25 protein-coding genes are annotated in these 24941 nt (G+C 61.4%); 10 read left to right on the top strand and 15 right to left on the bottom strand.

The genetic code is table 11. The annotated features are described in order from the left end of the window. The first annotated feature begins 124 nt into the window (after nucleotides 1-124). Nucleotides 125-2008, top strand: a complete 1884-nt coding sequence (locus ACYZT2_RS25390) for a TonB-dependent receptor domain-containing protein (protein ID WP_461968355.1) — start codon at nucleotides 125-127, stop codon at nucleotides 2006-2008. Between the two features lie 120 nt (nucleotides 2009-2128). On the opposite strand, the gene ACYZT2_RS25395 is transcribed toward ACYZT2_RS25390, so the two are convergent. The 12 genes from ACYZT2_RS25395 to nrdR form a co-directional block, all read right to left on the bottom strand. Next, nucleotides 2129-2929, bottom strand: a complete 801-nt coding sequence (locus ACYZT2_RS25395) for a cobalamin-binding protein (protein WP_461968357.1) — start codon at nucleotides 2927-2929, stop codon at nucleotides 2129-2131. Continuing rightward, nucleotides 2929-3348 (bottom strand): MFS transporter, encoded by a 420-nt coding sequence (locus tag ACYZT2_RS25400; RefSeq protein WP_095054591.1) that lies wholly within the window; start codon nucleotides 3346-3348, stop codon nucleotides 2929-2931. Before ACYZT2_RS25400 ends, ACYZT2_RS25395 begins: the two co-directional genes overlap by 1 nt. Beyond that, nucleotides 3345-3962: a GTP cyclohydrolase II gene (gene ribA, locus ACYZT2_RS25405; protein WP_007906827.1), complete on the bottom strand. Its 618-nt coding sequence runs from the start codon at nucleotides 3960-3962 to the stop codon at nucleotides 3345-3347. The genes ACYZT2_RS25400 and ribA overlap by 4 nt, the downstream gene beginning before the upstream one ends. A 251-nt stretch (nucleotides 3963-4213) precedes the next feature. Further along, nucleotides 4214-4927: a substrate-binding periplasmic protein gene (locus ACYZT2_RS25410; protein ID WP_461973264.1), complete on the bottom strand. Its 714-nt coding sequence runs from the start codon at nucleotides 4925-4927 to the stop codon at nucleotides 4214-4216. A 47-nt stretch (nucleotides 4928-4974) separates the two neighbouring features. After that, nucleotides 4975-5478, bottom strand: a complete 504-nt coding sequence (locus tag ACYZT2_RS25415; RefSeq protein ID WP_008073949.1) for a phosphatidylglycerophosphatase A family protein — start codon at nucleotides 5476-5478, stop codon at nucleotides 4975-4977. Then, nucleotides 5475-6440, bottom strand: coding sequence for a thiamine-phosphate kinase (gene thiL / locus ACYZT2_RS25420; RefSeq protein WP_461968360.1), 966 nt, complete (start codon nucleotides 6438-6440; stop codon nucleotides 5475-5477). Before thiL ends, ACYZT2_RS25415 begins: the two co-directional genes overlap by 4 nt. A gap of 27 nt (nucleotides 6441-6467) precedes the next feature. Continuing rightward, complete coding sequence (gene nusB / locus ACYZT2_RS25425; protein ID WP_461968362.1) at nucleotides 6468-6968, bottom strand: transcription antitermination factor NusB; 501 nt, start codon at nucleotides 6966-6968, stop codon at nucleotides 6468-6470. Then, a complete protein-coding gene (gene ribH, locus ACYZT2_RS25430; protein ID WP_003228649.1) occupies nucleotides 6965-7441 on the bottom strand; it encodes a 6,7-dimethyl-8-ribityllumazine synthase in 477 nt (158 codons plus the stop codon). The genes nusB and ribH overlap by 4 nt, the downstream gene beginning before the upstream one ends. Nucleotides 7442-7532: 91 nt before the next feature. Further along, complete coding sequence (gene ribBA / locus ACYZT2_RS25435; protein ID WP_007906834.1) at nucleotides 7533-8624, bottom strand: bifunctional 3,4-dihydroxy-2-butanone-4-phosphate synthase/GTP cyclohydrolase II; 1092 nt, start codon at nucleotides 8622-8624, stop codon at nucleotides 7533-7535. A 31-nt stretch (nucleotides 8625-8655) separates the two neighbouring features. Beyond that, nucleotides 8656-9321: a riboflavin synthase gene (locus tag ACYZT2_RS25440; RefSeq protein ID WP_447794711.1), complete on the bottom strand. Its 666-nt coding sequence runs from the start codon at nucleotides 9319-9321 to the stop codon at nucleotides 8656-8658. Between the two features lie 47 nt (nucleotides 9322-9368). Next, entirely contained in the window at nucleotides 9369-10502 is a 1134-nt protein-coding gene (gene ribD, locus ACYZT2_RS25445) for a bifunctional diaminohydroxyphosphoribosylaminopyrimidine deaminase/5-amino-6-(5-phosphoribosylamino)uracil reductase RibD (RefSeq protein WP_461968365.1), read from the bottom strand. Beyond that, the gene (nrdR, locus tag ACYZT2_RS25450) at nucleotides 10499-10963 is read right to left on the bottom strand and encodes a transcriptional regulator NrdR (RefSeq protein ID WP_007906838.1); all 465 of its coding nucleotides are present in this window, start codon (nucleotides 10961-10963) and stop codon (nucleotides 10499-10501) included. Before nrdR ends, ribD begins: the two co-directional genes overlap by 4 nt. Before the next feature lie 117 nt (nucleotides 10964-11080). Between nrdR and ACYZT2_RS25455 the strand changes: the two genes are divergently transcribed. From ACYZT2_RS25455 to trxA, 3 genes are all read left to right on the top strand, one after another. Then, a complete protein-coding gene (locus ACYZT2_RS25455) occupies nucleotides 11081-11545 on the top strand; it encodes a YbaY family lipoprotein (protein WP_461968368.1) in 465 nt (154 codons plus the stop codon). Next, entirely contained in the window at nucleotides 11542-12198 is a 657-nt protein-coding gene (locus ACYZT2_RS25460) for a class I SAM-dependent methyltransferase (protein ID WP_461968370.1), read from the top strand. The genes ACYZT2_RS25455 and ACYZT2_RS25460 overlap by 4 nt, the downstream gene beginning before the upstream one ends. Nucleotides 12199-12384: 186 nt before the next feature. Continuing rightward, nucleotides 12385-13257, top strand: coding sequence for a thioredoxin (gene trxA / locus ACYZT2_RS25465; RefSeq protein WP_007906841.1), 873 nt, complete (start codon nucleotides 12385-12387; stop codon nucleotides 13255-13257). A 92-nt stretch (nucleotides 13258-13349) separates the two neighbouring features. On the opposite strand, the gene ACYZT2_RS25470 is transcribed toward trxA, so the two are convergent. Next, entirely contained in the window at nucleotides 13350-13724 is a 375-nt protein-coding gene (locus ACYZT2_RS25470) for a hypothetical protein (RefSeq protein WP_461968372.1), read from the bottom strand. A 134-nt stretch (nucleotides 13725-13858) separates the two neighbouring features. Between ACYZT2_RS25470 and ACYZT2_RS25475 the strand changes: the two genes are divergently transcribed. The 5 genes from ACYZT2_RS25475 to ACYZT2_RS25495 all read left to right on the top strand — a co-directional run bounded on the left by ACYZT2_RS25475 (nucleotide 13859) and on the right by ACYZT2_RS25495 (nucleotide 18047). Beyond that, entirely contained in the window at nucleotides 13859-14452 is a 594-nt protein-coding gene (locus tag ACYZT2_RS25475) for a DUF2796 domain-containing protein (RefSeq protein WP_461968374.1), read from the top strand. Nucleotides 14453-14608: 156 nt separating this feature from the next. After that, on the top strand, nucleotides 14609-15319 hold the full coding sequence (locus ACYZT2_RS25480) for an ABC transporter ATP-binding protein (protein WP_461968376.1): 711 nt from the start codon (nucleotides 14609-14611) through the stop codon (nucleotides 15317-15319). Between the two features lies 1 nt (nucleotide 15320). Further along, nucleotides 15321-16586, top strand: coding sequence for an ABC transporter permease (locus ACYZT2_RS25485; RefSeq protein ID WP_461968378.1), 1266 nt, complete (start codon nucleotides 15321-15323; stop codon nucleotides 16584-16586). Nucleotides 16587-16597: 11 nt separating this feature from the next. Then, nucleotides 16598-17116: a DUF3299 domain-containing protein gene (locus ACYZT2_RS25490; protein ID WP_461973266.1), complete on the top strand. Its 519-nt coding sequence runs from the start codon at nucleotides 16598-16600 to the stop codon at nucleotides 17114-17116. 232 nt (nucleotides 17117-17348) lie between these two features. Continuing rightward, the gene (locus tag ACYZT2_RS25495) at nucleotides 17349-18047 is read left to right on the top strand and encodes an OmpW/AlkL family protein (protein WP_461968380.1); all 699 of its coding nucleotides are present in this window, start codon (nucleotides 17349-17351) and stop codon (nucleotides 18045-18047) included. A gap of 270 nt (nucleotides 18048-18317) precedes the next feature. Here ACYZT2_RS25495 and ACYZT2_RS25500 read toward each other — a convergent pair whose 3' ends face one another. Both ACYZT2_RS25500 and ACYZT2_RS25505 read right to left on the bottom strand, forming a co-directional pair. Further along, complete coding sequence (locus ACYZT2_RS25500) at nucleotides 18318-19247, bottom strand: NAD-dependent epimerase/dehydratase family protein (protein ID WP_461968382.1); 930 nt, start codon at nucleotides 19245-19247, stop codon at nucleotides 18318-18320. Continuing rightward, nucleotides 19240-20124, bottom strand: coding sequence for a sugar nucleotide-binding protein (locus ACYZT2_RS25505; protein ID WP_461968384.1), 885 nt, complete (start codon nucleotides 20122-20124; stop codon nucleotides 19240-19242). The genes ACYZT2_RS25500 and ACYZT2_RS25505 overlap by 8 nt, the downstream gene beginning before the upstream one ends. Nucleotides 20125-20432: 308 nt before the next feature. Between ACYZT2_RS25505 and ACYZT2_RS25510 the strand changes: the two genes are divergently transcribed. Further along, the gene (locus ACYZT2_RS25510; protein ID WP_461968386.1) at nucleotides 20433-24749 is read left to right on the top strand and encodes an Lhr family helicase; all 4317 of its coding nucleotides are present in this window, start codon (nucleotides 20433-20435) and stop codon (nucleotides 24747-24749) included. The last annotated feature ends 192 nt before the right edge of the window (nucleotides 24750-24941 follow it).

The raw sequence follows: 24941 nt of genomic DNA on the forward strand, positions 1-24941 counted from the left end.
GAGCGAGCCTGCTCGCGATAGCGGTGTGACAGTCAATTTAGATACTGACTGACACACCGCTTTCGCGAGCAGGCTCGCTCCCACATTTGATTTGTGTTCACCCCAAAGTGTCAACGGACTGCTCATGAAACTCTCCCCTTTTGCCCTGACGCTGACTCTCCTGCCGGCCGGCCAACTCTTGGCCGATACCTTCGAACGCGATCAGGCCCTGAAACTGCCGGACGTGCTGATCAGCGCCAACCGCCAGGTCGAAGCGCGCAACGACAGCAGCGCCGCCAACACTGTGTTCACCCGCGACGACATCGACCGTCTGCAACCGAGCAGTGTCACTGACCTGCTGCGTCGGGTACCGGGCGTACAGGTCGGGCAAACCGGTGGGCGCGGCAGCCTGCCGGGGGTCTACATTCGCGGTACCAAATCGGCGCAAAGTCTGGTGCTGGTCGACGGCCAGCGCATCGGCAACTCGACCTCCGGCGACAGCAACCTGCAACACATCAACATCGAACAGGTCGAGCGCGTGGAAGTGCTGCGTGGTTCGCGTTCAGTGATTTACGGCAGCGATGCGATCGGCGGGGTGATCCAGATCTTCACTCGCCGTGGCGGCGAACAGGGTCTGCAACCACGCATGCACGTAGGGGTTGGCAGCAACCAGAGCTGGGAGCGCAGCGTCGAACTGTCTGGCGGCGACGCGCAGACCCGCTTCAACCTCGGCGCCAGCCTTGATGAAACGGCAGGCATCAATCGCACCCACGAGTCCTGGCCCAGTGATGGCGATCACGACGAATACCGCAATAAATCGGTCAGCTTAAGCCTGAGTCACGCCCTCACCGACGACATCGAAATCGGTGCCAATCTGCTGGATAACCAGGGCAAAAGCGCATTCGACAACCCGTTCGGCCGCTTCGACATGAACACCTTCGAATCGGTCCAGCAGCAGCCCTACAGCGAGTTCTCTGTGAGCAGCGTCAGCAGTTATGTCGATGCGCGGATCAATGACCGGTGGAAAACCCGCGTCGAGTTCGGCCATAGCGAAAACCGTGAGAAGACGCTCGACAAGCTCAGCGACGAGCGCAGCGTGTTCAACACTTACCGCGATTCGGTGAACTGGCAGAACGACCTGACCCTGGATGAGCGCAACAGCCTGATCCTCGGCGGCGACTGGTACGAAGACCGAATCAACAGCAGCACAGCGTTCGACGAAGACAGCCGCTGGAACCGTGCAGCGTTTATCCAGCATCGCTATCAGGCCGACAGTTTCTCTACCGAACTGGGCCTGCGTCGCGACCAGAACCAGCAGTTCGGCAGCCAGAACAGCTGGAGCGGCACGCTCACCCTGCCGCTGAACCCGGACAACGATGTGCTGTTGACCTACAGCGAAGGCTTCCGCGCGCCGACTTTCAACGACCTGTACTACCCGGACTTCAGCAACCCGGACCTGAAGCCCGAAACCTCGAAAAGTTACGAGCTGCAATGGCGCAGTCAGCTGACGCAGACCAGTCGCCTGGAAGCATCGCTGTATCGCACCGATCTGGAAGACGCGATTATTTTCGGCAGCAACAACCGCCCGGCGAATGTCGCTTCGGCACGCATCAACGGTTTTGAAGCGGCCTTGAAGCAGGAGCTGTTCGGCTGGCAAAGCAACCTCGGCATAGCAATCATCGACCCACGGGATCGCAACAGCGGCCACACCCTCGCCCGTCGTGCACGGCGGACTTTGAGCCTGGATCTGGATCGTCAGTTTGACCGACTCGGCCTCGGCGCCAGTTGGCAAGCGGTGAGCAGCAGTTATGACGACGAGAACAACCAGCAGCCGTTAGGCGGGTATGCGTTGTTGGGGTTGCGCAGCAGTTGGGCGGTGAATCGCGAGATCAAGCTGGAATTGAAGGTCGATAACCTGCTGGACAAGGGCTACAGCCGGGCGTTGTACAGCCATGATGGCAGTCAGTATGGGTATCGCGAGGAAGGCCGGGCGTGGATATTCGGGGTGACCTGGACGCCGGAGCTATAGCCACAGATTAGCGGTGTTTCGGCCGGCCCTATCGCGAGCAGGCTCGCTCCCACACTGGACCGCGCTCAGCCACAGATCCAATGTGGGAGCGAGTCTGCTCGCGATGGCCGCTCCTCGGTCTCAGAGGTCGGGCGCGATCAACTGGCACAGCTTGGCAGTCGCTTCGATCATCTGCCCACTCGGCCGTTCCAGGCCTTTGTCCGTCACCAGCAGCAATTGCCCCTGCGCCACCGCCGTCACCTGAGGCCAGGCCTTCCAAGCATCGAGCTGCGCCTGATCACTGGCCAGAATCACATCGGGATTGCGCTGCAGCACCGCCTCCAAACTGACCTGCGGAGCAGGCTGCGTCAGGTCGGCAAACACATTGCGCGCCCCGCACACCTCCAGCGCATCGCTGATGATCTGCCCACCGCCCACGGTGTACAGCGGCCGATCCCAGACTTGATAAAACACCCGTATCGGCTGATCCCTTCGATAGCGCTGGCGCAGGGAATCGAGTCGTTGACGCAGATTGTCGGCCAATGAAACGCCACGCTCCGGTCTTCCGAGCTGCTTGGCGATCACTTCAATCTGAGCAGTAAGTTGTTCGAGGTTGTGAGGTTCGGCGACATAGGTGGGAATGTTCAGCCGTTTGAGCTGCTCACGCTGAGCCGGCCCCACACTGCCCGGCCACAGCAGCAACAAATCGGGTTTGAGGCTGAGCAGTCGTTCCATGTCCAACTGGCCGTAGCTGCCCACTGAAGGAATGTCTTTGAGTTCAGCGGGACGTTCACCGGCATCCAGCACACCGACTAGAAGGTCAGCCGAGTTCAGCTCAACGACGATTTCAGAAAGCGACGGCGCCAGACTGACAACCCGCTCGACCGCTGTCGCCGAGTCGCTGACGGCCAGCAGCAACACCGCCAGCCAGACACTGCGCATCAGCCGAGTTGACGCGGGATACGGTAGAGGTAGAACAGCACCGTGGTCGACAGTGCCAGCAGCACCAGCGGTACGGCTTCAAGCCCAACGAATACCGCCAGCGCCCCAATCCAGGCAGGCAAGCCGGCGACCAGAAACGCGGCACGGCGTTTCGCGGCCAAGGCGATCCAGGCGTCGGGTTCTTCAGGAGTGTCGAGGGCTTTCTGGGTGGCGATCAGCGCGTGCTTGTAGCCGCCAAAGAACTTCAGGCTGACAAACATCGAGGCCACACCGGCGATGAACAATGGCATGGCCAGCACCGGCAGAATCGCCTCGCTTTGGCCGAATACGCCGTTGATCACGAACAGCGGCACCAAGGCCAGCGCCAGGTATTGCCACCAGTTGACGGAGAGTCGCCGCCGTACCTGACCGCGGGTCACGCCCGGTCAACCTCGCCCTGATGCTCGTTGCCCATCATATGGTCGAGCTTGCTGGCCTTGGTGGCCAGATAGAGTTTGTTGTGCGGGTTGTGCCCGGTGTGCAACGGCACGCGCTCGGCAACCACGATGCCCATGTCGGTCAAGGCTTTGACCTTGCGTGGGTTGTTGGTCATCAAACGCAAGGACTTCACACCCAGGTGCTCCAGCATCGGCAGGCACATGGCGTAGTCACGCTGGTCGGCGGCGAAACCCAGACGCTCGTTGGCTTCAACGGTGTCGGCACCGCCATCCTGCAATTCATAGGCGCGGATCTTGTTCAACAGGCCAATGCCGCGACCTTCCTGACGCAAGTAGAGCAACACGCCACGGCCTTCACGGGCGATCGCCTGCAGGGCTGCCTCGAGTTGCGAACCGCAGTCGCAACGCTGGCTGAACAAGGCATCGCCGGTCAGGCATTCGGAGTGCAACCGGCCGAGTACCGGAGCACCGTCGGCGAACTCACCCAGGCTCAGTACTACGTGCTCGCGCCCGTTCTCTTCATCGAGAAAGCCATGCATGGTGAATTGCGCAAAAGGCGTTGGCAGCTTGGAAGCGGCGACAAAAACGACAGGCACCGGTGTGCTCCTGATCTATATGTACTGAAGATTCGCAGAGGCGGCATTGTAACAGCACGTTCCTGCAGACGCTTAGGCTGAATTATCGGCTATAACGATCAAAATGTTTGATATCGAACCCGTCTGCCCCCTGTGGGAGCGAGCCTGCTCGCGATAGCTGATCGTCAGTCACATCTGTGTTAACTGACAGTCCGCCATCGCGAGCAGGCTCGCTCCCACAGGGAAGTCCTCGCCAACCGCATGATCTGTGCTCAGTTCGACTCAAACGGATAGGGTTGCTTCCAGCGTTCGAAAATCGGTTTCAGCTGGCCGCTTTTTACCAGCACGTCCATGCGCTGATCGAACAACGCCATCAACTTGCGAGCCCGAGGTGTATTGGCGAAGCATAGGTAGAGCGGCAATTCCGCAACATGCGTGCGGCGAAACTCCGACGGGGCCTTGGCTCGGCTGAGGACGTAATCGACTTCGGTCAGCGCATCAATGTAATAGTCGACGCGATTGTGCGTCAGCATTGATAAAATTCCCGTACGCCGCACGACTTCGTTATAGCGTTGCACATTGGGCAGATAAGCCTGGTACTGGTAGCCGCGTATCCAGGCCAATCGGTAACGGCCCAAGGTATCCAGAGTCGGCGCCGGATTGCTGGCCAAACCCAATGCGTAGATATGATCGGTATCGAAATTCCAGCGAGGATAAAGCAGGTCGCTCGCCTCCTCCCGATAAGAACCGACACAAGCGTCCACTTCGCCACGCTGGGCCAGGCCCATGGCGCGCGTATAAGGTTCGGTTCGAATATCCAGTTTTACGCCCGCTGGCTCGAACACTTCGCGCAACACATCCCAACCCAAACCATGGCCATCGGCGGCGGTAAAGTCTACCCAGGCCTCGCTGGCCAGATGAATCATGGACGGCGTCGTCGGTGCATCCCCCGCCCGGGCGAGCGAGCCCAACGCCGCGAAAACCATCAGCAGCAACCCGCGGAGCACTATTCCCAGTTCTTTCACTTGACGCCTCAGACGAAAAACCACACCAACCCTTGCATCGCCAACCACGCAAACACGCCGGCCAGCACGTCGTCGAGCATGATCCCGACACCACCGTGCACATGCCGGTCGATCCAGTGAATCGGCCAGGGCTTGAGGATGTCGAAGAAGCGGAACATCAGGAACCCCGCGAGCAACCAATACCAACCTTCCGGCACCAGCCACAGGGTGATCCACATCCCGACCATTTCGTCCCAGACGATGCCTTCATGGTCATGCACGCGCAAATCATCGGCGACCTTGCCGCACAGCCAGAAGCCGAACAGCATGGTGATGCCCAGCATCAGCCAGTAGCCCCAATCGGGCAGCATCTGCCACAACGGAATAAAGGGTAACGCCACTAACGAACCCCAGGTGCCCGGCGCTTTTGGCAGGGTGCCCGAGCCGAAACCGAACGCCAGGAAATGCCAAGGGTTGCGCCAGACCGACGGCGGTACGAACTCCGCCGGGACCTGTTTGGGATGATCTGTCACGGTGTCTCCCGAAAATGTTGATAACCCCGGATTGGCGGGGTGATGTCGTGTCCGTCGGCGTCCAGCAGTGTCACGCCCTGCCCCGCTACGACCCGCCCAAGCACATGGATTGGCCAGCCGTCCGCCAGCAACGATGGCAACTCGGCGGGCGGCAAGGTGAAGGCCAGCACGTAATCGTCACCGCCGCTCAGGGCAGCTTGCTCAGCGTCGGACTGACCGAGGAAGGCCAGCAGCGCCTTCGACAGCGGCAGCTTACTGCGCTCTACCTGAACCCCGACTTTCGACGCCAAGGCAATATGCCCGCAGTCGGCGAGCAAGCCATCGGAGATGTCCAGCGCCGCAGTGGCTCTGCCGCGCAACGCCATGCCCAGACCCAGCTGCGGTTGCGGCGACCAGTATTGGGCCCGCAACGGATCAGCGATGGCCGCGTCAGCCATCCGCTGGCCGAGCACCAGCGGCAATGCGCCCGCGCCGTTACCCAACTCACCGCCCACGCAGAGCAAATCGCCCGGCTGTGCGCCGCTGCGGGTCAACGCCAGACCGGCCGGCACCCGACCGAACACGGTCATGGTCAGGCTCAACGGCCCGCGGGTGGTGTCGCCCCCCACCAGCGCCACGCCGCAATTTTGCGCCATGAGGTTCAAACCACGGGCGAAGGCTTCCAGCCAATCGGTGGTCACCGTCGGCAAGGTCAGGGCAAGGGTAAAGGCAATGGGAGCGGCGCCCATGGCGGCCAGATCACTGACGGCCACAGCCAGCGAGCGCTGACCGAGCAGAAACGGGTCGCAGGGGTCTGCGAAATGCACACCGGCCACGAGCGTGTCGGTGGAAATCGCCAACTGCTCCCCGGGGGGAACAGCCAGCAACGCGCAGTCGTCGCCGATCCCGAGGGCAACGCCTTCGCCGCCTTGCGCACAAGGCGCGGCGGCGAAGAAATTGCGGATCAGCTCAAACTCGCCCATGGCGCAGACTTAGTGTTCAAGCGCCGATCAGCGCTTGAACGCCTTCACTTCAGCTTCACGCAGACGCGGGGCCAGCTTGTCGAGCACGCCGTTGACGAACTTGTGGCCGTCGGTGGAACCGAAGACCTTGGCCAGTTCGATACCTTCGTTGATCACAACGCGGTACGGCACATCAACGCGCTCGAGCAGCTCCCAGGTGGACAGGCGCAGAACCGCCAGTTCAACCGGGTCCAGCTCTTCGATGGTGATGTCCAGGCATGGCGTCAGCGCGGCGTCGATCCGGTCCTTCTGAGCCGGAACCCCATGCAGGATTTCACGGAAGTAGGCGCCGTCGACATCACTGAAATCGTTATCGACCCGAAACTGCGCTTCGATCTCGTTCAGCGACTGCTTGGCCATGTGCCATTGGTACAGCGCCTGAGTCGCGAGCTGACGGGCTTCGCGACGCTTGACGCTTTTCGATGGCTTGCCGGCATCCGCAGGCTTTGGATCGCGCGGGTTGAAACGATCGCTATCGTCGCTAATCACTTGGCCTCCAACTGCGCCAGCAGGCTGACCATTTCCAGAGCGGACAGGGCAGCTTCAGCACCTTTGTTACCGGCCTTGGTGCCGGAACGTTCGATGGCTTGTTCGATGGAATCAACGGTCAGTACGCCGAAAGCGACCGGTACGCCGAACTCCATGGACACCTGGGCCAGGCCCTTGGTGCATTCGCCCGCCACGTATTCGAAGTGCGGAGTACCGCCACGAATGACTGCGCCCAAGGCGATGATTGCCGCGAACTCGCCCTTCTGAGCGACTTTCTGCGCAACCAGCGGGATTTCGAAGGCGCCAGGCGCACGGATGATGGTGATGTCGCTTTCGCTCACGCCATGGCGAACCAAGGCATCAACTGCACCGCTGACCAGGCTTTCAACGACGAAGCTGTTGAAACGGCCCACTACCAAAGCGTAGCGGCCTTTAGGGGCGATGAAGGTACCTTCGATGGTCTTCAGGGTCATTCGTTATATCTCTTAAAGAGCCGGGACGCGTTTTCTACGCGTCCCTCAGTGATGTGTTAACCGCGAATACAGGCCCGCAAACTGCCGGCCATTATTCGGAGGGCACGTATTCTACAACTTCCAGATCGAAACCGGATATCGCATTAAATTTCATCGGAGCACTCATCAGGCGCATTTTGCGCACGCCCAGGTCCCGAAGGATCTGCGAACCGGCACCGACGATGCTATAGGTGGTCGGTTTTTTCACTGCGCTGTGATCCGCGGTTTCGCGGATATGCGCCAGCAACACATCGCCATCGAGCGGGTGACCGAGCAACAGCACCACGCCGCTGCCAGCCTCAGCAACCGCAGCCATCGCGGCGCGCAGGCTCCAGCGGCCAGGCTGCTTGACCATCAACAGGTCGCGCAGCGGGTCCATGTTGTGCACCCGAACCAGGGTCGGCTCTTCGGCGCACACGGTGCCCAGAGTCAGGGCCATGTGCACGTCGCCTTCCACGGAATCACGATAGGTCACCAGGTTGAATTGGCCCAGTTCGCTGTCCAGCGGCTGCTCGGCAATCCGCTGAACGGTACGTTCGTGGATCATCCGGTAGTGAATCAGGTCGGCGATGGTGCCGATCTTGATGTTGTGTTCGGCGGCAAAGGCTTCGAGTTCGGCGCGACGGGACATGGTGCCGTCGTCGTTCATCACTTCGCAGATCACACCGCTCGGCTCGAAACCGGCCATGCGCGCCAGGTCGCAGGCAGCTTCGGTGTGACCGGCGCGGGCCAGCGTACCGCCGGCCTGGGCCATCAGCGGGAAGATATGGCCGGGGCTGACGATGTCTTCAGCCTTGGCGTCTTTGGCGGCAGCCGCTTGCACGGTGCGCGCACGGTCGGCCGCGGAGATACCGGTGGTCACGCCTTCGGCGGCTTCGATGGACACGGTGAACTTGGTGCCGAAACCGGAACCGTTGCGTGGCGCCATCAACGGCAGCTTGAGCAGTTCGCAGCGCTCGCGGCTCATCGGCATGCAGATCAGGCCACGGGCGTGCTTGGCCATGAAGTTGATGTGTTCAGGCTGGCAGCACTCGGCGGCCATGATCAGGTCGCCTTCGTTCTCGCGGTCTTCGTCATCCATGAGGATGACCATCTTGCCTTGGCGGATATCTTCAACCAGTTCTTCGATGCTATTGAGCGCCACAAGGCACCCCCCTTCTTTCGAAATTTGAGCTTCAGGATTTGAGGTAGCCGTTTTGGGCCAGAAAGCTTTCTGTAATGGTGCTGCCAGCCGTTGGCTCTGCGGCCTTGTCGCCCAACAACAGGCGCTCCAGATAACGTGCCAGCAAGTCGACTTCCAGATTCACCCGGCGACCCGGCTGGTACGACGCCATGATGGTTTCGCTCAGGGTGTGCGGAATGATGGTCAGCAAGAACTCGGCGCCATCGACTGCGTTCACGGTCAGGCTGGTGCCGTCGACAGTGATCGAGCCTTTATGGGCGATGTACTTGGCCAAGTCCTTTGGGGCACGGATGCGAAATTCCACGGCGCGGGCATTTTCGGTGCGGGCAACCACTTCGCCCACGCCATCGACGTGACCGCTGACCAGATGCCCACCGAGACGGGTGGTCGGGGTCAGGGCTTTTTCCAGATTCACCGGGCTGCCGCTTTTGAGGTCATTCATGGCGGTGCAGTCGAGGGTTTCGCGACTGACGTCCGCTGCAAAGCCATTGCCCGGCAATTCGACCGCGGTCAGGCACACGCCATTGACGGCAATGCTGTCGCCCAGTTTGACGTCGCTCAGGTCGAGCTTGCCGGTTTCTACGTAAACCCGCACATCTCCGCCTTTTGGGGTCAATGCGCGAATACTGCCGATGGATTCGATGATGCCGGTAAACATGGAGTCCTCCTCGAGAACAAGGCCAGCGCTAGAGCAATGGCCGGGAATTATACGCTCGCCGATGGCGCAGGGATGGCAGTGACTCGCCAGTCATCGCCAACCGCACGGATTTCGGTGATTTTGAGCTCGGGCGCGTCTTTCATCTGCGCCAGTGGCCAGTCCAGTAAGGGGCGGGCCGAGGAGCCGAGAAACTTGCCGGCGATGAAGATCTGGAATTCGTCCACCAGCCCCAGCTGGGCAAACGCGCCAGCCAGACGCGGGCCGGCCTCGACCAACACTTCATTGACGCCGCGGTTGGCGAGTTCGACCAGCAACTGATGCAGATCGACCTGCCCATCGTCGCCTGGCACGATCAGGCATTCCGGGCCATTGGCGTACTGTTCTTCCACCGCAACACACGTGGCGACCAGTGCCGGACCTGCCTTGAAGAACGGTGCATTCAGCGGCACCCGCAGGCGACCGTCGATCAGCACGCGAAGCGGCGGGCGGCTCATGGCCAAGGCTGTTTGTTCAGCGTCCAGACCCAACTCGTCGGCACGTACGGTCAAACGCGCATTGTCCGCCAGTACCGTGTCGGCGCCGGTCAGCACCACGCTGGCCTGAGCGCGCAAACGCTGTACCGCCGAACGCGCCGCTGTACCTGTGATCCACTGGCTCTCGCCGCTTTCCATCGCCGTGCGACCGTCGAGGCTCATCGCCAACTTGACCCGCACGAACGGCAAGCCGTGTTCCATGCGTTTGAGGAAGCCTTGATTGAGCTTGCGCGCCTCGCCTTCCAGCACGCCGCTTTCAGTGGCGATACCGGCCTGGGCCAAACGTTGCAGACCGCGACCGGCGACTTCCGGGTTCGGGTCCTGCATCGCCGCAACCACTCGCGCCACACCGGCATTTACCAGTGCATCGGCGCAGGGCGGCGTACGGCCGTGATGGCTGCAAGGTTCGAGGGTCACGTAAGCCGTGGCGCCCCGCGCCTTGTCGCCAGCGGCGCGCAGGGCGTGGACTTCGGCGTGCGGTTCGCCGGTGCGCACATGCCAGCCTTCGCCGACAATCTGCCCGTCACGCACCACAACACAGCCAACCCGGGGGTTGGGATGCGTCGTGTAATGACCTTTGCGCGCCAGTTCCAGGGCTCGGGCCATGTAATGCGCGTCGAGGATGGCTTGTTCCGGAGAGTTGGTCATTCTTTCACCGGCTCACGGGCGAGGCGATCGATCTCTTCGCGGAACTCGTTGAGGTCCTGGAAGCGTCGGTACACCGAAGCGAAGCGAATATAGGCGACTTCATCAAGCTTCTTCAGCTCGGCCATCACCAGTTCGCCAACCACGAGGGATTTGACCTCGCGCTCGCCGGTGGCGCGCAGCTTGTGTTTGATGTGCACCAGCGACGATTCGAGGCGCTCGACACTCACCGGGCGCTTCTCCAGCGCCCGCTGCATGCCGGCACGGAGTTTTTCTTCGTCGAACGGCTGGCGACTGCCGTCGGTTTTGATCAGGCGCGGCAACACCAGTTCAGCGGTTTCGAACGTCGTGAAACGTTCGCCGCAGGCCAGGCATTCACGCCGGCGGCGCACCTGTTCGCCCTCGGCGACCAGACGCGAGTCGATGACCTTGGTGTCGTTGGCACCGCAGAAGGGACAGTGCATGGTGGCAGGCAACAAAAAATGGGAGGGCCATGGTAGCGCATCCCCGTGGCAAGACAAGCCATAGGGTTTGCGGTATACAGACTGGCTGTATATGGATTTCATTTGCTGGAGCCGCCAATGCCGTTACGACCGCTCGTTTTGCTCAGTCTTTTCAGCCTGCTAGTGGCCTGTGGCAGCGATGCGCCCAAATCCCAGCCGCCGACACCCGGCCCTGCACCGCAACAGGCGCAGAAGAAAGCCAAGGCGTCGGCCGAGCTCGGTCCGCTGCCGGCTTATCAACGTGAATTGAGCGGCACCCTGCAGGGCGTGCCGGCCGGAGCCGAAGTCGAACTGGCATTGCTGGTGGTCGACGAAAAGGATCGTCCGCAACAACTACTCGCCAGTTCCAACCTGATCGGCACCAATCAAGTGTTGCCGTTTCGTCTGCGTTTCAACCCTGAATCCTTTCCGGCCGGTGCCCGCGTCGAGCTTCGCGGTCGCGCCAGCCAGTCCGGGCAGTTGATTCTGCATCTGCCGGCGCGAATGATCACACAGCCAACCACCCAGGCACTGGGTCAGCTGCAATTCGTCAAAGCACCATGATTGCACCGCTCGACCTGCAACAGGCGTTAGGTGAACTGCTCGGCGATGCACAGCTTGTAGCCTGCGAGTTACCGGGCACCGAGCTGAAACTCTGGCTGATCGACGGCGATAACATGGACCGTGCCTTCAGCCCGGAAGAAACCCGGCGGATTCTCCACGAACCGCCGTACTGGAGTTTCTGCTGGGCCAGTGGGCTGGCCATGGTTCGCTATCTCGCCGAGCACCCGCACTGGGTCGAAGGTAAACGGGTGCTGGATTTCGGCGCCGGTTCTGGGGTCGCCGGGATTGCGGCGGTGAAAGCCGGGGCACTGGAAGTGGTGGCCTGTGACCTGGACCCGCTGGCGATTGCCGCGTGTCGGGCGAATGCCGAACTCAATGGCGTGCAACTCAGTTACTCGACGGACTTTTTCGCCGAGGCCGATCGGTTCGATCTGATTCTGGTGGCCGATGTGTTGTACGACCGGGCAAATCTGCCGTTGCTCGACGAGTTTCTCAGCCGTGGCCGGGAAGCGTTGGTGGCGGATTCGCGCGTGAGGGATTTTCGCCATCCGTTGTATCAGCGCATTGAGATGCTGGAAGCGATGACCTTGCCGGATCTGGCCGAACCTGAAGAGTTTCGGCATGTGAGCCTTTACCACGCGCGGCGTAGCTAAAAGCTTCGCGGGCAAGCCTCGCTCCTACAGGGTTGGTGTTGATTTCGAATTCAAGGTGAACCAAGGAGCGAGGCTTGCCCGCGAAGGCGTCCAGTCAGGCAGCACATCACTCAATGGCCACCCCGCTTTCAGCCACCCCCCACCAAGCCTTATAGTGACCACATCCACGCTTTTACGAGATCCCCCATGAGTCAGGAAACGCCGTACATTTTCGACGCCACGACTGCCGATTTCGACCAGTCGGTGATCGAGAACTCTTTTCACAAACCGGTGCTGGTGGATTTCTGGGCCGAATGGTGTGCGCCGTGCAAGGCCTTGATGCCGATGCTGCAAACCATCGCCGAGAGCTATCAGGGCGAGTTGCTGCTGGCCAAGGTCAACTGCGACATCGAGCAGGACATTGTTGCGCGCTTCGGCATTCGCAGCCTGCCGACTGTGGTGCTGTTCAAGGACGGTCAGCCGGTGGATGGTTTTGCCGGTGCGCAACCGGAATCGGCTGTGCGCACGATGCTCGAACCTCACGTGCAAATGCCGCCGCCCGCTGCTGCCGACCCGTTCGAACAGGCTCAGGCGCTGTTCGATGACGGCCGTTACGCCGACGCCGAAGCCACGCTCAAAGTGCTGCTGGCCGAAGACAACACCAACGCCAAGGCGCTGATTCTCTACGCCCGCTGCCTCACCGAGCGCGGCGAGCTGGGTGAAGCGCAAATCGTGCTCGACGCGGTCAAGACCGATGAGCACAAGGCCGCGCTGGCCGGCGCCAAGGCGCAGATCCAGTTCCTCGGTCAGGCCAGGGATTTGCCGGATGCGGCAGACCTGAAAGCGCGTCTGGCGAAAAATCCGCAGGACGATGAGGCAGTCTATCAACTGGCGATCCAGCAACTGGCCCGTCAGCAATACGACGCGGCATTGGATGCCTTGTTGAAACTGTTCATCCGCAATCGCAGCTACAGCGAAGGCTTGCCGCACAAGACCTTGCTGCAAGTGTTCGAACTGCTGGGCAACGATCACCCGCTGGTGACCACGTACCGTCGCAAGTTGTTTGCTGCGCTTTATTAAACGGATCGGGCCATGTGAACCCGATCCCGTAGGAGCTGCCGCAGGCTGCGATCTTTTGATCTTCCGACCATTTCAGCGCCGGAAAAACAAGATCAAAAGATCGCAGCCTGCGGCAGCTCCTGCGCTGGCTTGCGCCAGCTGTATAGCGGCGTATCCCCGCCGCTCACCACTTTGACGTCTGCGCTGTGGCGCAAGCGCACCAACAAGCGCTTGCCCGCCGCTGCGCTGCCGGTCAGCCCTTCCAACTGCTCCAGCAAATCCGGCCCGCTCATTTGCCCGGCCTTGCGCAGCAACTCTTGGGCGATTTGCCAAAGCGCATCGTCCTGATTCACCGGTTTGACGGGCGTAGCACTCGCCTCGGGTTTTGCTGCCTGCAACTGCGCACCGAGCTGTGCCCAGTCGCCCTCATCCAGTTCCAGGGTCAAATCCACCGGCCAGTCGCCGATGCTTCCGCGTATTCGCAACATAAGTCTGCTCCTGCACATACCTGACTCGCATGCTCCCATGGGTCTTGCGCTACGCCAAGCAGACGGTCAAACTCTCCGCGCTTTCGTTATAAGATTACATAACAAATTTTTCATTTACTTTTCGGAGACCCGTCATGCGCCGTCTGCTGCTCGCTTTGCCGTTTGCCTTGTTGCCGCTGGCTGTCGCCCATGCGGCGGTCGAGCATGATCACGATCACAATGAACACGGCAGCCTCAGCGCCCACGAACATGGCGTCGGTCGCCTGAACGCGGCGCTGGATGGCCAGACTCTGGAGCTGGAGCTGGAAAGCCCGGCGATGAACCTGGTAGGTTTCGAACACGCCGCCACCACCGACGCCGACAAGGCCAAAGTCGCCGCCGTCCGCGCCCAGCTGGAAAAACCGCTGGTGTTGTTCAACCTGCCGAAAGCCGCCGGTTGCGTGGTCGCGACTCAGGAACTGGAAAGCCCGCTGTTCGGTGACAAGCCGGATGCCGATGATCATGACGAAGAAGACGCCAAGGACGGTCATGAGCATCACAATGACCACAGCGAAATCCACGCCCATTACCAATTCAGCTGCTCGGCCCCGGGCGCGCTGAAAACCCTGGACCTGGCTAATATCTTCAACACATTCCCGGCCACCCAGAAGATTCAGGTACAACTGATCAGCCCGAGCGGGCAGCAAGGGGTTGAAGTGACGGCCAAGGCTGCCGCCTTGAAATTCTGAACCCACCGAAGATCCCCTGTGGGAGCGAGCCTGCTCGCGATAGCGTCGACATCTATGTTGAAGGTGATGGCCTCATCGCGAGCAGGCTCGCTCCCACAGGGGTTGGTGTTGAATGTAAAGTTGAGACAAGTACCCAAAATCCATGAAATCGGCGCTATGACCCAAGCACTCATCGAACTGTCCGACCTGGGCTTCAGCTGGCCCGGTCATCCGCCGCTGCTGGACATCCCGGCGTTTCGCCTCATGCCGGGTGAAACCCTGTTCCTCAAAGGCCCCAGCGGCAGTGGCAAGACCACCCTGCTCGGCCTGCTCGGCGGTGTGCAAAAGCCTGATCGCGGCAGCATTCGCCTACTCGGCCAGGAACTGACCGAGCTCTCCGCCGGCGCCCGCGACCACTTCCGCGTCGATCACACCGGCTACATTTTCCAGCAGTTCAACTTGCTGCCATTTCTCTCGGTGCGCGAGAACGTTGAGCTGCCCTGCCACTTCTCCAAGCTGCGCGCCGAACGGGCGATCCAGCGTCACGGCAGCGTCGATCAGGCGGCAGCCACCCTGCTCGCTCACCTGGGTTTGACCGATCAAAACCTGCTCAGCCGCCGCGCCGATTCGCTGTCCATCGGCCAGCAGCAAAGGGTCGCCGCCGCACGTGCGTTGATTGGTCAGCCGGAACTGGTGATCGCCGATGAACCGACCTCGGCGCTGGATTACGACGCCCGCGAAAGCTTCATTCGCCTGCTGTTCGCCGAATGCCGTGAAGCCGGGTCGAGCCTGTTGTTTGTCAGCCATGATCAGAGCCTCGCGCCGCTGTTCGATCGCCACCTGTCGTTGGCCGATCTCAATCGCGCCGCCACCCCGTCCGAGGTCTGAGATGTATTTGTTTCGTCTAGCCATGGCCAGCCTGGCTAATCGTCGCTTCACCGCGATCCTCACCGCGTTCGCCATTGCCCTGTCAGTCTGCCTGCTGCTGGCGGTGGAGCGAGTGCGCACCGAAGCCAAGGCCAGTTTCGCCAGCACCATCAGCGGCACCGACCTGATCGTCGGCGCGCGCTCCGGCTCGGTGAACCTGCTGTTGTATTCGGTGTTCCGCATCGGCAACGCCACCAACAACATCCGCTGGGACAGCTTCGAACATTTCGCCAACAACCCGAAAGTGAAGTGGGCAATCCCGATGTCCCTCGGCGATTCCCATCGCGGATATCGGGTGATGGGCACCACCGAGGCGTACTTCGAGCATTATCAGTACGGCCATCGACAACACCTCGAACTCGCCGACGGCCGCGCCTTCGTCAGCGATCCATTCGAAGTGGTGCTCGGCGCCGAAGTGGCCGATGCGCTGCATTACAAGCTCGGCGACAAACTGGTGCTGGCCCATGGCGTGGCGGTGATTAGCCTGGTCAAACACGACGACAAACCGTTCACCGTGGTCGGCATTCTCAAACGCACCGGTACCCCGGTGGACCGCACGCTGCACATCAGCCTCGGCGGGATGGAAGCCATTCACGTCGACTGGCACAACGGCGTGCCGGCGCGCGGTAACGGCCGGATCAATGCTGACCAAGCGCGGAACATGGACCTGACGCCGCAAGCGATCACCGCGTTCATGCTCGGCCTCAACAGCAAGATTTCGACGTTTGCGCTGCAACGGGAGATCAACGAATTCCGTGGCGAACCGATGCTGGCGATCCTGCCGGGTGTGGCATTGCAGGAGCTGTGGAGTTTGATGAGCACGGCGGAAAAAGCTTTGTTCGTCGTCTCGCTGTTCGTGGTGCTGACCGGGTTGATCGGCATGCTCACGGCGATCCTCACCAGCCTCAATGAGCGCCGCCGCGAGATGGCAATTCTGCGCTCGGTGGGTGCGCGACCGTGGCATATTGCGACGTTGTTGGTGCTGGAAGCCTTAGCCCTGGCGTTGTCCGGAGTGATTGCCGGTGTGGCGCTGCTGTACGTGTGCATCGCTGTGGCGCAGGGTTACGTGCAGGCGAATTACGGCTTGTACTTGCCGCTGGCCTGGCCAAGTGAATATGAATGGACGCTGCTCGGTGGCATCCTGATCGCCGCGCTGCTGATGGGCAGCGTGCCGGCCTGGCGCGCGTATCGCCAATCCTTGGCCGATGGCCTGTCGATCCGACTATGAGGACATTAATGATGCCCCGCGCTGTGCTTGCGCTATTGATGCTGGTTGCCCTTCCGCTGTGGGCGGCCGAGCCGAAAGACCTGACCTGGTCGGAAATGATCCCGCCGGATGCGGCGCCAGAAGTGCCGAACATGACGCCGCTGCATGACCTGTCGAAGATGAGCGACGCGTTGTCCGCGGAGTCGGCTCCAGCGGCCAGGCAGGACATGCCGAACGCGCCGGTGGTGAAGAACCTCGACGGCAAGAATATTCGTTTACCGGGGTACATCGTGCCGCTGGAAGTCAGCGAAGAAGGCCGCACCACGGAGTTTCTGCTGGTGCCGTATTTCGGCGCCTGCATCCACGTACCGCCTCCTCCGTCGAACCAGATCGTGCATGTCAAAAGCGAAGTCGGCGTGAAGCTTGATGAGCTGTATCAGCCGTACTGGATCGAAGGTGCGTTGCAGGTAAAAGCGTCCACCAGCGAGTTGGCGGATGCCGGGTATCAGATGGAGGCGGACAAGATTTATGCGTATGAATTGCCGGAGTGAATCTGGTGGTTGTGTGTCGCTGTCAGGCCGCCAATCGCGAGCAGGCTCGCTCCCACAGGGGATTTGTGTTGATGCACAGATCCAATGTGGGAGCGAGCCTGCTCGCGATGAGGCCATCAAAGACTCCACCAAAACCTGCCCATCACTGTTTCATTGAGCTGAATCAAAAGACCGTATCAGTTGGATCCCTACCATTGGACATCGAACATTTTTAACGTCCTTTGGAGCTCCCATGCACAAGTCCTTGCTCTGCGCTTCGCTGTTCGCCCTCGCGCTCGCAGCCCCGCTCGCCCATGCTCACACCGCCGGTGACATCATCGTTCGGGCCGGTGCGATCACCGTCAACCCGGATGCCGACAGCTCCAGCGTCAAGGTCGATCAAGGCCCGCTGAAGGGCGCCGACCTGGGTGGCAAAGCCACCATGAGCAGCGACACGCAACTGGGCCTGAACTTCGCCTACATGATCACCAACAACCTGGGGATCGAACTGCTCGCGGCCTCGCCGTTCGAGCATGACGTGAAGCTCAAAGGCACCGCCCTCGGCGCCGCCAACGGCAAACTCGGCACCCTGAAACACCTGCCGCCAACCCTGAGCCTCGTCTACTACCCGCTGGACGCCAAATCCGCGTTCCAGCCGTACATCGGCGGCGGTATCAACTACACCTGGATCTACGACGAGCACGTCGGCAGCGAAGCCGCGGCCAACGGCTTCAGCAACTTCAAGGCGAAAAACTCCTGGGGTCTGGCCTGGCAGGTCGGTGCCGATTACATGCTGACCGACAACGTGATGATCAACGCCCAGGTGCGCTACATCGACATCGACACCCGTGCGACCGTGGAAAACAACGCCGTCGCGCCGGGGACCCGGGCCAAGGTCGACGTCGATGTGGACCCGTTCATTTACATGGTTGGTCTGGGTTACAAGTTCTAGGAAACGGTTGACTGGCTTTTGTGGACGGGTATTGCATCGTCCACAAAAAAGGCGCCTTCAAAGGCTAATGCCAGTCAGTTAAGCCATTTCAGCCGCGACGCATTCTCTGTAATTGGATGGACTCGCCCTCGCTGTCGTTGGCTGTTTAGACTGCCACCGTGGCGCATTGACGCCTCGGCTTGGGCGAGTCCATCCAATTACAGATCGCATTACGGCTTAGCTGACGGGCATTAGCCTTCAAAGGCGCCTTTTTCATGGCTGTGTAAAACCTCAGCGCCCCAGCAACCGCGCCAAGCCAACACTCATCGGTGTCTGCTTCGGGTAGGTAAACCGCTCGAGCAAACGTCGGTTATTCGCGCGCGAATGGCGAATGTCACCGGAGCGCGCCGGGCCGTAGCTCACGGGCGGCAGTTTGCCGACCACCGCTTCAAGGGCTTCAAGCATTTGCTTGAGGGTCGTCGCCTGATTCCAGCCGACATTCACCGGGCCGACCTCGACCTGCGGTTTCTCGACGGCTTGCACCAGCACGTCCACCAGGTCCTCGACATAGACAAAATCCCGAGTCTGCTCGCCATCGCCAAACACGGTGATCGGCAAGCCTTTCTGCGCGCGCTCACTGAAAATGCTGATCACCCCGGAATACGGCGAGGACGGATCCTGGCGCGGGCCGAAGATGTTGAAAAAGCGGAAAACCACCGGTTCCAGACCATGCTGACGGCGATAGAAGTCGAAGTAATGCTCGCTCGCCAACTTGTCCGCCGCGTACGGCGTCAGCGGTGCCTTGGGCGTGTCTTCGTCGATCGACTCACCTTCGCCATTGTTGCCATAGACCGCGGCGCTGGATGCAAACAACACCCGTTTTACGCCAGCCTGACGCATGGCTTCGCAAACATTCAGCGAACCGATGAAATTGCTCTGATGGGTCTTCACCGGGTCATCCACCGAAGCCTGCACCGAAGCCACCGCAGCCAGATGCGCCACCGCGCTGCAGCCGACCATGGCCTGTGCCACCAGCGCGGCATCGGCGACGTCGCCGACGATCAGTTCGACGAGGGGATTGTCCAGCGGCAGGTTGCTGCGTTTGCCGGTGGAGAGGTCATCGAGAATGCGCACCGAGTGCCCCTTGGCGAGCAAGGCGTCGGTCAGGTGCGAACCGATGAAACCGGCACCGCCGGTGATTAAAACAGGGCCGTCAGCCATGGCGATAAAACCTATCCAGTAAGCCCGGGAGTGCCGCGCGCCATGCGCGAGGCTTGATCCCGAAAGTGTGCAGAATTTTCTTGCAGGCCAGCACCGCGTGTTGCGGTTCTTCGGCGGCGTCGGGCCGCGCGGCGTGAGCCTGGGCGGTCGGCGCTTCGATGGCCAGCGGGTGTAAAGCGCGTGCTTCAGTAAGGATAGCCTGCCCCAGTGCCAGCGGCGTGGTCGCCTCATGCCCGGCGTAGTGGTAAGTGCCCCACAGCGGCGCGGAGCAATCGAGTTGCTTGAGCACCGAAATGATCACCCGGGCGGCATCGTCCACCGGCGTCGGATTACCGCGACGATCATCGGCCATCAGCAGTTCTTCAGCTTTCTCGGCCCGGCTCAGGAATCGCCCGAGGGTGCCGTCGGGACTGTCATCGAGTAGCCAGCCGAAACGCAGCAGCACGTGCTGCGGACAGGTGGCGCGCACGCTTTGTTCGATTCGCCACAAAGCCTGGCCGCGCAGGCCCAGCGGTACCGGTTCGTCTTTTTCGCTGTAGGCGGTCGCCCGGGAGCCATCGAACACGCGATAACTCGACGGTTGCAGCAGCACAATATTGTGATGCTGGCACAGCTCGGCCAGTCGTTCGATGGCTCGTTCCTGCCCGGCCAGACGCTGTTCGCTGACGGTCTCCGCCTGGAACCAGTCAAAGTAGTAGGCGAGATTGATCAACGCATCCGGACGAGTATCGTCGAGCAGTTGCGTCAGGCTCGCGGCGTCCCAGCCGTCTTGCGGGGGGCGGGGGGCGAGGAAACCGATGTCTTCCTCCGCACCGAGGCGAATCAGCGCCTGCCCAAGGGCATTTCCGCCGCCCAGTAACATAAGGCGCATTCGCATAGAGTCAGCAGGCCCAGTCTGATTGGAACGATGGCTTTATCGACATCGCCCGCAGGCGATGTCCTCAATAATTGCCGGAATCGTTGCATTTTGCGGGTTTAGTGCGCAACCGTCATCCGTAAAGTGTAGATCTCCCGGATTTGCGGTGCTGCAACCGGCCCATCGCGAGCAGGCTCGCTCCCACAAGGGATGTGTGGCGCATACAAATCCAATGTGGGAGCGAGCCTGCTCGCGATGAGGTCATAAGGATCGACACAGATCCTGAGCGGTACTTGCATCTTCCCGCCCCCACCCGCATAAATTACTCCATGAATCTGCCCATCCCCACGGACGTTGCTCTGGCAGGCTTCCACCCCGCCGTCAGCGCCTGGTTCAGCAATACCTTCGCGACGGCTACCCCCGCCCAGGCCCGGGCGTGGCCGTTGATCCGCCAGCGCCGTTCGACCCTGATCGCCGCGCCCACCGGCTCCGGCAAGACCCTTACCGCGTTTCTGGCGGTGCTCGACGATCTGGTCCATCGTGGCCTGGAGAGCCCGGACGGTCTGCCGGACGAAACCCTGGTGGTCTACGTTTCGCCGCTCAAGGCGCTGTCCAACGACATCCAGATCAACCTGCAAAACCCGCTGGCCGGCATTACCGAACAGTTGCGCGTGATGGGCTTGCCCGACGTACCGATCAGCACCGCCGTGCGCACCGGCGATACGCCGCAAAAAGAGCGCTCGGCCATGCGCAAAACCGCGCCGCACATTCTGGTGACCACCCCGGAATCCCTTTACGTGCTGCTCGGCTCCGACTCCGGCCGGCAAATGCTCGGCACCACCCACACAGTGATCGTTGACGAAATCCATGCCATTGCCGCCAGCAAACGCGGCAGTCATCTGGCCCTGAGCCTGGAACGTCTGCAAGCGCTTTGCTCGCAACCGCTGGTGCGTATCGGCCTGTCCGCCACGCAAAAACCCATCGAAGCGGTGTCGCGCTTTTTGGTCGGCCGTGATCGCGACTGCGACATCATCGACATCGGCCACGCTCGCCCACGGGATCTCGATATAGAGGTGCCGCCCGTGCCGTTGTCGGCGGTGATGGCCAACGACATCTGGGAACTGGTCTATGACCGACTCGCCGCCCTCGCCCGCGAACACCGGACCACGCTGATTTTCGTCAACACCCGGCGCCTGGCCGAACGCCTGAGTCGACACTTGAGCGAACGCCTCGGCAAGGACGCGGTAGCGGCCCACCATGGCAGCCTGGCCAAAGAGTTTCGCCTCGATGCCGAGCAACGGCTCAAGCGCGGCGAGCTGCAAGTGCTGATCGCCACCGCTTCGCTGGAATTGGGGATCGATATCGGCGACGTCGACCTGGTGTGCCAGATCGCTTCGCCGCGCTCGATTGCGGGTTTTCTGCAGCGGGTCGGCCGCTCCGGACATCAGGTCGGCGGCACGCCCAAGGGCCGTTTGTTTGCCACCACCCGCGACGACCTGATCGAATGCGCCGCCCTGCTCGATTGCGTCCGCCGTGGTGAGCTCGACACGTTGCAGATCCCAGAAGCACCGCTGGACGTGCTGGCCCAGCAGATCATCGCGGAAGTCAGTTGCCAGGAATGGCAGGAACAGGCAATGCTGGAGATGCTGCGCAACGCCTCGCCTTACGCCAAGCTCGACGAAAAGCACTATCAGGCACTGCTGCAAATGCTCGCCGAGGGTTACAGCGGTCGCCTGGGTGTTCGCAGCGCTTACCTGCACCGCGACGCCGTAAGCCGCACCCTGCGCGGCCGTCGAGGCGCCAAGCTGACTGCCGTGACCAGCGGCGGGACGATTCCCGACAACGCCGACTACAGCGTGTTGCTGGAGCCTCAAGGGCTGAACATCGGCAGCGTCAACGAAGACTTCGCGGTGGAAAGCATCGCAGGGGATATCTTTCAGCTGGGCAATACCTCGTATCGAATCCTGCGGGTCGAAACCGGCAAGGTCCGGGTCGAAGACGCTCAGGGTCAACCGCCGACCATTCCATTCTGGCTCGGTGAAGCACCGGGGCGCAGCGATGAGCTGTCGTTCGCCGTGGCCCGCCTGCAAGCGCAACTCGATGAGCGGCTCGGCGCCACGCCCGGCAATTTGCAGCCTGCCGTCGACTGGCTGACCGACACCCTCGGCCTGAACCTTGCCAGCGCCGAGCAATTGGTCGATTACCTGGCCCGGGCACGCCAGACCCTCGGCGCCTTGCCATCGCAAGACACGCTGCTGATGGAGCGGTTTTTCGACGAGTCCGGCGGTACGCAACTGATCATCCATTCACCGTTCGGCAGCCGCATCAACCGTGCCTGGGGCCTGGCCCTGCGCAAGCGTTTCTGCCGCACGTTCAACTTCGAATTGCAGGCCGCCGCCAGCGAGGACGCCATCGTGCTGTCGTTGTCCGCCGGCCACAGCTTCGAGCTGGAAGAAGTCTGGCGTTACCTGCACAGCAACAGTGCCGAGCACACTCTGATTCAAGCGGTGCTCGAGGCCCCGCTGTTCGGTGTGCGCTGGCGCTGGAACGCCGGGGTCGCCCTGGCGCTGCCGCGCTACAGCGGCGGACGCAAAGTACCGCCGCAGATCCAGCGGATGAAAAGCGAAGACCTGATCGCCAGCGTGTTTCCCGATCAGATCGCCTGCGTGGAAAACCTCGCCGGCGAGCGTGAGATTCCCGACCATCCGCTGGTGGAACAAACCCTCGATGATTGCCTGCACGAAGCCATGGACAGCGAAGGCTGGCTGGCGTTATTGCGGCGCATGGAACAGGGCGACATCCGCCTGATCAGCCGCGACTTGCCGGCGCCCTCGCCACTGGCGGCGGAGATTCTCAGCGCCCGCCCCTACACCTTTCTCGACGATGCGCCGCTGGAGGAGCGCCGTACTCAGGCAGTGCTCAACCGCCGCTGGAGCGATCCGCAGTCCACCGATGATCTCGGTGCGCTGGACGCCGAGGCGATTACCGCGGTGCGTGAAGAAGCCTGGCCAACGCCCACCGGCATTGATGAAATGCATGAAGCGCTGATGAGCCTCGCGTGCATCGCCGATGCCGAGGCCCACGCCAACCCGAACTGGCTCGAGTGGCTGAACACCCTCGCCGATACTGGCCGGGCCAGCCGCTTGCAAATCAATACCGAACAATCCCTATGGTTCGCGCTGGAGCGACTGACCTGCCTGCGGGCGATTTATCCACAGGCCACATTGGCTCCACCATTGGAGGCGTTGCCCGGTTTCGATGAAACCTGGGAGCCGGATGAAGCGGTGCTGGAAGTGATCCGCGCACGGCTCAGCGCGTTTGGTCCGTTGCCGCTGAAAGCGATTGCCGAACCGCTTGGATTACCGGCGATTCAAGTCACTCAGGCCTTGGCGCAACTGGAGCGCGAAGGCTATGTACTGCGCGGGCAATTCACCCCAGGCGCTCCTGATGAAGAATGGTGTGAACGGCATTTGCTGGCGCGGATTCATCGGTACACGGTCAAGCGGCTGCGACGGGAAATCGAGCCGGTGGCGTTGCAGGATTTCATGCGTTTTCTGTTCGACTGGCAGCATCTGTCCGCCACGAGCCAAGGCCAGGGCCGCGCGGTGTTGCCGGCGATCATCAGCCAGTTCGAAGGCTACCCCGCCGCCGCTTCGGCATGGGACAGCGACATTCTGCCGGCGCGGCTCAAAGACTATTCGGCGAGCTGGCTGGATGAGTTATGCCGCAGCGGAAAACTGGTGTGGACCCGACTGACCACGCGCAACAAGAGCGCCAGCACGGCCTTGCGCAGCACGCCGATTCTATTGCTGCCGCGCAGTCAGGTCGGGTTGTGGAGCGGCTTGACCGAGCAGACGCCCGTCAGCGAGCTGTCGCCCAAAACACAAAAGGTCCATGAAGCGCTCAGCCAGCACGGCGCACTGTTTTTTGATGAGCTGATGCACGAAGCCCATTTGCTGCGCTCGGAACTGGAAATTGCCTTGCAGGAACTGGTCGGTGCGGGGCTGGTAAACGCCGACAGTTTCGCCGGCCTTCGCGCGCTGATTACCCCGGCCAGCAAACGCCAGAATCGCAGCACCCGACGCGGGCGCGGAGCGTTTTCCGGCGGGATGGACGATGCCGGACGCTGGGCCTTGCTGCGCCGCGGTGCTGCCGCCCCGGTTGTGGATAAACAACGACCGGCGCCCACGCCCAGCGAAACCCTGGAACACATCGCCATGACCTTGCTGCGCCGTTACGGCGTGGTGTTCTGGCGCTTGCTGGAGCGTGAGGCGGACTGGTTGCCGAGTTGGCGGGAATTACTGCGCACATTCCATCGGCTCGAGGCCCGGGGCGAGATTCGTGGCGGGCGATTTGTCAGTGGTCTGGCGGGGGAGCAATTTGCGCTCCCTGAGGCAATTCCCTTGCTGCGCGAAGTCAGGCGGCGACCTCATGATGGAAGTCTGATCGCGGTGTGCGGGGTGGATCCGCTGAACCTTGCCGGCACCTTGTTGCCAGGCGCGAAAGTGCCGGCGCTGGCGAGCAATCGACTGGTGTATCGCGACGGCATACCGGCCGCCGCCGAGATCGCCGGCAAGCAGCAGTTCTGGCTGGAGCTGGATCAGCAGGCCAGTGCCGAGGTGCGTAGCAAACTGATCCGGCATTGATGTTGCCGTGTCTGGCCCTTGGATCAAAAGATCGCAGCCTTCGGCAGCTCCTACAGGTGTTCACATGCCTATGTAGGAGCTGCCGCAGGCTGCGATCTTTTCGTTTTACCGTCCGTAGCCCCGTCGAAACTTTCTCGCATGCCCGGCAGTCATCAAAAGACAGAGGCTGTCCGAGGGCTACATAGACGGGAG

The organism is Pseudomonas sp. MDT1-85 (assembly GCF_054898065.1).